Source organism: Actinomadura opuntiae, assembly GCF_030283205.1.
GTDB lineage: Bacteria > Actinomycetota > Actinomycetes > Streptosporangiales > Streptosporangiaceae > Spirillospora.
In genome coordinates, this window is record NZ_JASNWF010000048.1 from 19,275 (window position 1) to 29,126 (window position 9,852).

General features: G+C 70.4%; 8 protein-coding genes. 6 read left to right on the plus strand and 2 right to left on the minus strand.

Translation table 11 applies throughout. From position 1 onward, the window contains the following. Nucleotides 1-215: 215 nt before the first annotated feature. The 5 genes from QP089_RS48305 (at nt 216) to QP089_RS48325 (ending at nt 5,220) form a co-directional block, all read left to right on the plus strand. Nucleotides 216-1,367 carry a branched-chain amino acid ABC transporter substrate-binding protein gene (locus tag QP089_RS48305; RefSeq protein ID WP_285921372.1) on the plus strand — a complete coding sequence of 384 codons (1,152 nt, stop codon included), beginning with the start codon at nt 216-218 and terminating at the stop codon, nt 1,365-1,367. A gap of 95 nt (nt 1,368-1,462) precedes the next feature. Beyond that, nucleotides 1,463-2,431: a branched-chain amino acid ABC transporter permease gene (locus tag QP089_RS48310; RefSeq protein WP_285921366.1), complete on the plus strand. Its 969-nt coding sequence runs from the start codon at nt 1,463-1,465 to the stop codon at nt 2,429-2,431. Continuing rightward, nucleotides 2,428-3,582, plus strand: a complete 1,155-nt coding sequence (locus QP089_RS48315; RefSeq protein ID WP_285921367.1) for a branched-chain amino acid ABC transporter permease — start codon at nt 2,428-2,430, stop codon at nt 3,580-3,582. Before QP089_RS48310 ends, QP089_RS48315 begins: the two co-directional genes overlap by 4 nt. Then, on the plus strand, nt 3,579-4,388 hold the full coding sequence (locus tag QP089_RS48320; protein ID WP_285921368.1) for an ABC transporter ATP-binding protein: 810 nt from the start codon (nt 3,579-3,581) through the stop codon (nt 4,386-4,388). The genes QP089_RS48315 and QP089_RS48320 overlap by 4 nt, the downstream gene beginning before the upstream one ends. Then, nucleotides 4,378-5,220 carry an ABC transporter ATP-binding protein gene (locus QP089_RS48325; protein ID WP_285921369.1) on the plus strand — a complete coding sequence of 281 codons (843 nt, stop codon included), beginning with the start codon at nt 4,378-4,380 and terminating at the stop codon, nt 5,218-5,220. The genes QP089_RS48320 and QP089_RS48325 overlap by 11 nt, the downstream gene beginning before the upstream one ends. 41 nt (nt 5,221-5,261) lie before the next feature. On the opposite strand, the gene QP089_RS48330 is transcribed toward QP089_RS48325, so the two are convergent. Beyond that, complete coding sequence (locus QP089_RS48330) at nt 5,262-5,831, minus strand: DUF4352 domain-containing protein (protein ID WP_285921370.1); 570 nt, start codon at nt 5,829-5,831, stop codon at nt 5,262-5,264. Nucleotides 5,832-6,072: 241 nt separating this feature from the next. Further along, entirely contained in the window at nt 6,073-6,456 is a 384-nt protein-coding gene (locus QP089_RS48335; RefSeq protein ID WP_285921373.1) for a PaaI family thioesterase, read from the minus strand. 108 nt (nt 6,457-6,564) lie between these two features. On the opposite strand from QP089_RS48335, the gene polA reads away from it, so the two are divergent. Continuing rightward, the gene (gene polA, locus QP089_RS48340) at nt 6,565-9,255 is read left to right on the plus strand and encodes a DNA polymerase I (protein WP_285921371.1); all 2,691 of its coding nucleotides are present in this window, start codon (nt 6,565-6,567) and stop codon (nt 9,253-9,255) included. Nucleotides 9,256-9,852 lie beyond the last annotated feature (597 nt).

Consider the following 9,852-nt stretch of genomic DNA (forward strand, 5'->3'; position numbering starts at 1 on the left):
GGCAAAACGGGGGAACGGATGGGCACGGGGGCGTAACGAAGCAATAACCCTTCGATCCGGGGGTGCTGTTCTGGGTCGGGTCGACGGTGTACGACATAGCTGGTCCCCGCGTGACCGATATCTCCTCCCGAGGTGGTCGGCGCCCGGGGCATGACTCGTACCCGATCCGGTGCGGATCCGGATGTGAAAGGTTGGGCACCTTGCGGCGCAACAGGATGAGGGTGACCGGCGCGATCGCGCTGGGTGCGGTGATGGCGCTGGGCGCCGCCGCCTGCGGTGAGGGCGGCGGTGGCGGGGGCAAGGATCTGACGATCGCCTACATCGGGGTCCAGACCGGTGACAACTCCCCTGAGCTCGGCATCAACATCTCCAACGGGGTGAAGCTGGCGATCGACCAGTACAACGCCACGAACCCCAAGAAGAAGGTCTCGTTCAAGATCTACGACACCAAGGGCGACCCGGCCGTCGCGCCCGGCCAGGTCCAGAAGGCGATCGACGACGACGTCACCGCGGTCATCGGCCCGGTGTTCTCCGGTGAGTCCAAGGCCACGGTGCCGAGCCTGGAGGAGGCGGAGATCCCGAACATCTCCCCCTCGGCGACCTCGACCGCGCTCGGCAAGAACGGCTGGAAGTTCTGGCACCGGCTGATCTCCAACGACGACGCGCAGGGCCAGGTGGACGGCGACTTCATCGTCAAGACGCTGGGCGCCAAGAAGGTCTTCGTCATCGACGACAACCAGGAGTACAGCGTCGGCCTGGCCGACAAGGTGTTCTCCACGGTGCAGGCGCAGGGCGTCACGCCGCAGCGCGACAAGATCGACCCGAAGGCGACCGACTACTCCAGCACGGTCAACAAGGTGAAGTCGGTCAAGCCGGACGCGATCTTCTTCGGCGGCTACTACAACGGCGGCGACAAGCTGCTCAAGCAGCTGCGGGACGGCGGCGTGACCGCGAAGTTCGTCTCCGACGACGGCGCGCTGGACCAGAAGCTCGTCGACGGCGCCGGCACGAAGCAGGCGGAGGGCGCGCTGGTCTCGTGCGCGTGCCAGTCGATCAACCCGTCGGCCGACAACCCGGCCGTCGCGAAGTTCATCAACGACTACAAGGCCGCGTTCCACAAGGACCAGGGCACGTACTCGGCCGAGGGCTACGACGCCACGACCGCGATCCTGGACGCCTTCAAGGCCGGCAAGACCACGACCAAGGACGTCAACGACTACCTCAAGACGGTGAACTTCCAGGGCGTGTCGAAGCCGGTCAAGTTCGCGGCGAACGGCGAGATCGAGGTCAAGACCATCTACATGTTCCAGGTGGTCGACGGGAAGCTGAAGTTCCTCGGCGACGCCTCCAAGGTCAAGCCCGAGTGAGCTAGGCCCGCCACGACGCAGGACGGACGCCGGTCCTCCGGCGCGGGGCGGGAGCGCCACAGCGCTCCCGCCCCCTCTTTCTTGAGGAACCCTCTGTGCTCCACGACTTCACATCCCAGTTCTGGGCGAACACGGTCGACGGGCTGACCGTCGGGTCGATCTACGCGCTGGTCGCGCTCGGCTACACGATGGTCTACGGCGTGCTCCGGCTCATCAACTTCGCCCACTCCGAAATCTTCATGATCGGCACGTTCGGCGGGCTGACCCTGATCCAGGTGGTCGGCTTCGACAACGGCCCCTACACCGGCATCGCCCTGGTGGGCGTGCTGCTGGCGTGCCTGGTGGCCTCGATGGTGGCCTCGGGCGGCGCGGCGCTGCTGCTGGAGCTGATCGCCTACCGGCCGCTGCGCCGCAAGGGGGCGTCGCGGCTGGCGGCGCTGATCTCGGCGATCGGCGCGTCGCTGTTCCTGCAGGAGCTGTTCGCGACGCTGGTGATCCCGCACTTCTTCGGGCACGGCGGCGGCCGCGACCCGATCCACGTGCCGGACCTGCTGAGGAAGGAGACGCTGTTCTCGATCGGTTCCGGGGACGTCCGCAACGACAAGCTGCTGATCTTCGTCGCGGCGATCGTGATGATGGTGATCCTGGACCGGTTCGTGAACGCCTCCAAGCTCGGCCGGGGCATCCGGGCGACCGCGCAGGACCCCGAGACGGCGGTGCTGCTCGGGGTGAACATCGACCGGGTCGTCGTTGTGACGTTCCTGGTCGGCGGCCTGATGGCGGGTGCGGCCGGCTTCTTCTTCGCGCTGCTCTACCAGCAGACGATGTTCAACATCGGCTTCATCCTCGGCATCAAGGCGTTCACGGCCGCGGTGCTCGGCGGCATCGGGAACCTGCGCGGCGCCCTCGTCGGCGGGTTCACGCTGGGGCTCATCGAGAACTACGGTGGCTCCATCTTCGGCTCCGAGTGGAAGGACGTCATCGCGTTCACGCTTCTCGTGGTCATCCTCCTGTTCCGTCCCACCGGCATCCTCGGTGAGTCCCTCCAGCAGGCGCGCGCATGAGCGACAACACGAACAAGACACGGAACGCGGCCGGCTGGCGCGACGCGCTGGGCGGCCCCCTCGAGACGGTCCGCACGCGGTGGGACCGGGCGCCCGGCTGGCAGCGGTGGGCGGTGTACGTCCTGCTGGTCGTCGGTGCGCTGTTCCTGCCGTACGAGGGGCTGGCGCCGGCGATGTCGCCGGAGTCGTCCTGGCAGACGATCCTGTTCTATCCGATCGGCATCTACGTGCTGCTCGCGCTGGGCCTGAACGTGGTGATCGGGTACGCGGGCATGCTCGACCTGGGGTACGTGGCGTTCTGGGCGATCGGCGCGTACACGATGGCGACGATGGCGGTGAAGCACGGGATCGGGTTCTGGCCGCTGCTGCCGTGCGGGATCGTGCTGGCGGCGGTGTCCGGGGTGATCCTGGGCGCTCCGACGCTGCGGTTGCGCGGCGACTACCTGGCGATCGTGACGCTGGGGTTCGGGGAGATCGTCCGGAAGGTCGCGGAGAACACGAACTGGCTGGGCGGGACGCGCGGGATCAACAACATCCCGCATCCGCCGAGCCATGAGGGCGTGTGGTTCGCCGGGGTCGACCTGTTCACGTACAAGATCAGGGACGCGCGGCCGTACTACTACCTGCTGGTCGCGGTGATCGTGCTGGTGGTGATCTTCTCCAAGCGGCTGGAGGCGTCCCGGATCGGCCGGTCGTGGACGGCGATCCGGGAGGACGAGGACGCGGCCGAGATCATGGGCGTGCCGACGTTCAAGTTCAAGCTGCTGTCGTTCGCGACGGGCGCGGCGATCGGCGGGGCGGCGGGCGTGGTGTTCGCGGCGAAGACCGGGTACGTGGCGCCGGCGAACTTCCCGTTCCTGCTGTCGGCGACGATCCTGGCCGCGGTGGTGCTGGGCGGTGCGGGCAACATCCCGGGCGTGATCGTGGGGGCGTTCCTGGTGGCGTGGCTGCCGGAGCGGTTCCGCGGCCTGGCCGACTACCGCGACCTGGCGTTCGGGGCGATCCTGGTGGCGATGATGATCTTCCGTCCGGAGGGGCTGATCCCGTCGAGGCAGCGCAAGGCCGAGATGGCCGAGGGCGGCGGCGGGATGGGCCATCTGGGCGCCGAGATCGACACGGCCGGTTCGGAGGCCGAGGTGGGGAGCAGATGAGCGAGGTGTCCGGCGCCGCGGGCGGCGAGTCCGGCGGCGTCCTGCTCGAGCTGTCGCAGCTGACGATGCGCTTCGGTGGCGTCGTGGCGCTGAACGCGGTCGACCTGACGGTCCGCGAGGGCGAGATCTTCGGGCTGATCGGGCCGAACGGCGCGGGCAAGACGACGGTGTTCAACACGGTGACCGGGGTGTACCGGCCGACGTCGGGCGACATCACGTTCGCCGGCGGGAGGCTGAACGGCCTGAAGCGCCACCAGGTCACCAAGCGGGGCGTCGCGCGGACGTTCCAGAACATCCGGCTGTTCCCGAACATGACGGCGGAGCAGAACGTGCAGGTGGGCGCGGACGCGCACCACACGGCCGGGCTGATCAGCGTGACGTTCGGGCTGCCCCGGCACCGGCGGGCCGAGCGCGAGGGCAAGGCGCTGGCGCGGGAGCTGCTGGACTTCGTCGGGGTGTCGCACCGCACGCACGACATGGCGAAGAACCTGCCGTACGGCGACCAGCGGCGGCTGGAGATCGCGCGGGCGCTGGCGACCGATCCGAAGCTGCTGCTGCTGGACGAGCCGGCGGCGGGGATGAACCCGGCGGAGAAGATCGCGCTGATGGAGCTGATCCGCAGGATCCGCGACAGCGGGCGGACGGTGCTGCTGATCGAGCACGACATGGGCCTGGTGATGGGCATCAGCGACCGGGTCGCGGTGCTGGACTTCGGGCAGAAGATCGCCGACGGGCTGCCCGCCGAGGTGCAGAACGACCCGAAGGTCATCGAGGCGTATCTGGGGGCTCCGGCCGATGCTTCTTGAACTGAGGGACGTGCGCGTCCACTACGGCAAGATCGAGGCGCTGAAGGGCGTGTCGCTGGAGGTCGGCGAGGGCGAGATCGTCTCGCTGATCGGCGGGAACGGCGCGGGGAAGACCACGACGCTGAAGACGATCTCGGGGCTGCGGTCCTGCTCGTCGGGGTCGGTGTTCTTCGACGGCGCCGACATCGGGTCGATGCCGGGGCACAGGCGGGTGCTGGCGGGCATCGGGCAGGCGCCGGAGGGCCGGGGGATCTTCCCGGGCATGTCGGTGCACGAGAACCTGCTGATGGGCGCGTACGCCCGCAAGGACGACCACTCCAAGGAGCTGGCGGAGGCGTACGAGCTGTTCCCGCGGCTGGCGGAGCGGCGCACGCAGGCGGCGGGCACGATGTCGGGCGGCGAGCAGCAGATGCTCGCGATCGGCCGGGCGCTGCTGTCCAAGCCGAAGGTGCTGCTGCTGGACGAGCCGTCGATGGGGCTGGCGCCGATGCTGGTGCAGCAGATCTTCTCGATCATCGAGGAGATCAACCGGCGCGGCACGACGATCCTGCTGGTGGAGCAGAACGCGCAGCAGGCGCTGCGGCTGGCGCACCGGGCGTACGTGCTGGAGACGGGGCGGATCGTGCGGTCGGCCCCGGCGTCGGAGCTGCTGGACGATCCGCAGGTGCGGGCGGCGTACCTCGGCGGCGACGTCGGTGACGCGGCCGGCGCGGCCGGCGGCCCGGACGCGTCCGGCGGGGTCGCGCTGGACAAGGCGGCGAAGGACGGTTCCGAGGAGGAGGCGTCCGGGGCCGGTGAGGCGGGCGCCGCGAACGGCGGCAAGGACGCCTGACCGGTTGCCGTCCCGCGACCCCAGGGTGGAACTGCCGCCGCTCAGCGCAGCGGCAGTTCCACCCCGGGGTCGTGCGGCAGTTCGATGCCGAGTTCGTCGGTGGGCGTGGAGTACAGCCGCAGCGCCCGGATCCGGGCGTCCTTGGGGACGTCGTACATCAGGTCGAACTCCAGGCGGTCGTGCGAGCCGAGCTCGATGTCGGTCGGCTGCCGCTTGACCCGCATCGCGTTGACGTCGGGCGGGTAGGCGCCGCGCGAGGTGACCAGGAGCTGCCGGTCCAGGTCGACCTTGTGGAAGGTGGCGTAGCGGTTCTCGGCGAGCATCCGGACGCGGGTGAAGCCGCCGAGGCGGGACGGCAGGTCGGCGTGGCTGCCGGTGATGGTGGTGAGCCCGGTGCTGAGGCCGATCGCGGCGAACACGACCTGCCCGTCGGCGGCCTCGCGGTAGGGGAGCGGGCGCTCGCCGTCGCGGACGGCCCGGGCCGGGACGCGGTAGTGCGCGTCGTCGTGGCCGCCGCACGCGGACGCCAGCGGGACGAGCGGCGCGAGCAGCAGGACGGAGGTCACCGTGCGCAGGACCGCCGCCGCGCGCCGTACCGGGAGGGGCCGCATGGTTCCGCACCGTAGGACGGCGTCCGCCGCGTGCACCAGATCCTGGGACGTGCTGGGACCGTCCCGTGACATGCGTCGGGCCTGGGATCACCTTTGGGGCCGTACGGCCCTCGCGGGCGCGTGCGTTGTCTACTCGGTGATCCCAGGCCGTTCCGATCCACGCTACAGACCCCGGCCGGTCGATCGCAAAGAAAGCGGCGGATCGGGCGCGGGGGGACGGACGGGCCGCGGGCGGGAGGGGTCAGGCGTCGGGCGCGTCGCGGAGCATGCAGGTGAGGCGCGCGGTGCAGACCCGGCGGTCCCGCTCGTCGGTGATGACGATGTCGTAGGTGGCGAGCGTCCGGCCGCCGTGGGCGCGGGTGGCGACGCCGGTGACGTACCCCTCGGACGCGGAGCGGTGGTGGGTGGCGTTGATCTCGATCCCGACGGCGATGCGGCCGGGGCCGGCGTGCATCGCGGACCCGGCGGACCCGAGGGTCTCGGCCAGCACGCAGGAGGCGCCGCCGTGCAGCAGGCCGTACGGCTGGGTGTTGCCCTTGACCGGCATGCGGCCGACGACGCGTTCGGCGGACACCTCCAGGTACTCCACGCCCATCGCCTTGGCGAGGTCGCCGCGGGACTCCATCCCCTCCCCGGAGAGGATCTTCGCGGCCAGGTCGTCGCGGCTCAGGCCGCCGGTGTCGCTCACTTACGCCTCCACAAAACTGTCGTACGCGCAGACTAGAGTCCTGGTGTGGCGAACACACCAGCGACCCCTGACAAGCGTGACCGGCTCCTCCTGCTCGACGGGCATTCCCTGGCCTACCGCGCGTTCTTCGCGCTGCCGGTGGAGAACTTCTCCACCACCGACGGGCAGCCGACGAACGCGGTGTACGGCTTCACCTCGATGCTCATCAACGTCCTGCGCGATGAGCAGCCCACCCACATCGCGGTGGCGTTCGACCGCGGCGAGCCGACCTTCCGGCACGAGCAGTACGTGGAGTACAAGGCGGGCCGGGCCAAGACGCCCGACGAGTTCCGCAGCCAGGTCAGCCTGATCTTCGAGGTGCTGGACGCGCTGCGGATCCCGCGGATGTCGGTCGCGGGGTTCGAGGCCGACGACATCATCGCCACGCTGTCGGTGCAGGCCACCGAGGCCGGGCTGGACACCCTGATCGTCACCGGCGACCGGGACGCGTTCCAGCTCGTCAACGAGCACGTCACGATCCTGTACCCGGTGAAGGGCGTGTCCGAGCTGGCCCGGATGGACCCGGCCGCCGTCGAGGCCAAGTACGGGGTGCCGCCCGAGCGGTACCGGGAGCTGGCGGCGCTGGTGGGGGAGAGCAGCGACAACCTGCCGGGCGTGCCCGGCGTCGGCCCGAAGACGGCCGCCAAGTGGCTGGTGAAGTACGGCGACCTCGACACCCTCGTCGCCAAGGTCGACGAGATCAAGGGCAAGGCGGGCGACAACCTGCGCGAGCACCTGGCCGGGGTGCTGCGCAACCAGCAGATCAACAAGCTCGACACCGGGGTCGGGCTGGAGCTGACGCCGCCGCAGCTGACCATGGGCCAGTGGGACCGCGACGAGATCCACACCCTGTTCGACTCGCTGCAGTTCCGGGTGCTGCGCGAGCGGCTGTACTCCTCGCTGTCGGCGGCCGAGCCCGAGGCCGACGAGGGCTTCGAGGTGCAGGTGGAGGCGCTGGAGCCGGGCGCGCTGGGCGCCTGGCTGGAGGGCAACTCCGGCGGCCGGCTCGGCGTAGCCGTCGCCGGCACGTGGGGGCGCGGCACCGGCGAGATCACCGCGCTGGCGCTGGCGTCCAAGGAGGGCCCGGCCGTCCACCTCGACCCGGCCGAGCTGATCGAGGACGACGAGCGCGCCCTGGCCGCCTACCTCGCCGACGCCTCCAAGCCGAAGGCGGTGCACGAGGCGAAGGGCCCGATGCTGGCGCTCGCCGCGCGCGGCCTGTCCCTGGAGGGCGTCACCAGCGACACGGCGCTGGCCGCCTACCTGGCGCTGCCGGGCCAGCGGACGTTCGACCTCGCCGACCTGGTGCTGCGCTACCTGCACCGCGAGCTGCGCAGCGAGACCGAGGACTCCGGGCAGCTGACCCTGGACGGCTCCGGGGAGGAGGAGGCCGCCGAGGCGCTCGCCGTCCGCGCCCGCGCCGTCACCGAGCTCGCCGACGTCCTCGACAAGGACCTGGACAAGCGCGGCGCGACGCGGCTGCTGCACGAGGTGGAGCTGCCGCTGGTGGGCGTGCTGGCCGGGATGGAGCGTGCGGGCATCGCCGTCGACGCCGACCACCTGGCGGGCCTGTCCGCCTCGCTCGGCGGGCAGGTCAAGGAGCAGGAGCAGCAGGCGCACACCGCCGTCGGGCACGAGTTCAACCTCGGCTCGCCCAAGCAGGTGCAGCAGGTGCTGTTCGACGAGCTGAACCTGCCGAAGACCAAGCGCACCAAGACCGGCTACACCACCGACTCCGAGGCCCTCACCACGCTGCTGGAGAAGGACGGCCACCCCGTCCTGGAGCACATCCTGCGCTGGCGCGAGGTCGCCAAGCTCAAGAGCATCGTCGACTCGCTCATCCCGATGGCCGACGACGCGGGCCGGATCCACACCACCTTCAACCAGATGATCGCCGCGACCGGGCGGCTGTCGTCCACCGACCCGAACCTCCAGAACATCCCGATCCGGACCGCCGAGGGCCGGCAGATCCGAGAAGCGTTCGTCGTCGGCGCCGGGTACGAGTCGCTGCTGACCGCCGACTACTCCCAGATCGAGCTGCGGATCATGGCGCACCTGTCGGAGGACGAGGCGCTGCTGGAGGCGTTCGGATCCGGCGCCGACTTCCACACCATCACCGCGTCCCGCGTGTTCGGCCTGCCGCCCGAGCAGATCGACTCCGAGCTGCGCGCCCGCATCAAGGCGATGAACTACGGCCTGGCGTACGGGCTGTCGGCCTACGGGCTGTCGCAGCAGCTGCGGATCTCGCCCGACGAGGCGCGCGGCCTCATGGAGGAGTACTTCCAGCAGTTCGGCGGCGTCCGCGACTACCTGCGGAACATCGTCGCCAAGGCCCGCCAGGACGGCTACACCGAGACGATCCTCGGCCGCCGCCGCTACCTGCCCGACCTCAACTCCGACAACCGGCAGCGCCGCGAGATGGCCGAGCGGATGGCCCTCAACGCCCCCATCCAGGGCTCCGCCGCCGACATCATCAAGGTCGCGAGCCTCAACGTCGACCGCGCCCTGCGCGAGGCCGGCCTGACGTCCCGCATGCTGCTCCAGGTCCACGACGAACTGGTCTTCGAGGTCGCCCCCGGCGAACTCGACACCCTCAAGTCCCTCGTCAGCGACCAGATGGCGGGCGCCTACGCCCTCCGCGCCCCCCTGAGCGTCTCCATGGGCACCGGCCGCACCTGGCAGGACGCGGCGCATTGATTCAATCCCGGCCCAAGGGGCTCGCCTGGCGGCTCGCCCCTTGGCCGTGATTGGGCGAGCGCGGCCTCGCTTCGCGAGCTTCCCGGTGGGGCTCGCCTTCGGCTTTGCCCCACCGGTCAGATAGCGCGCTCGCGTGCCGGCTGAGGCCACCTGAGGCGGGCCCTCGTCCGTGTTCGATGCCCCGCGCCCGTTCTGGGCGCGGGGCATCTTTTCATGGGCGGCGAAGGGGTCATGCGGGCGGGGTGTCCGGCTTTACCGGTGGGTTCCCGACTTGGTGTGATGGGGTCCGACCGTGGAGGGGTCTGAGGAGATCATTCGGGTACGCCGCAGGGTGTCCGTTGATGTCCGGGGGGTCGTACGCTGTCCCCCTGGTCCTGTTCGGGTCTACCGGCGGGGGAAACGTGCCTCTCCTTCACAAGATCGCTGGAGTTGTGGTCGTCTGCGCCGTGATCCTGGGACTGACGTTGCCAGGGGAGCGGCGCGAGCGCGGTAAGGAAGCCACCGCGGCGCGGGCCGGGGCGACGGCGAAGGCGGCGCGCGACGAGCGCGCGGCCGCGGCCGGCAGGCCGTCCGGGCTGCCGGCGCCGGGCGCGCCCG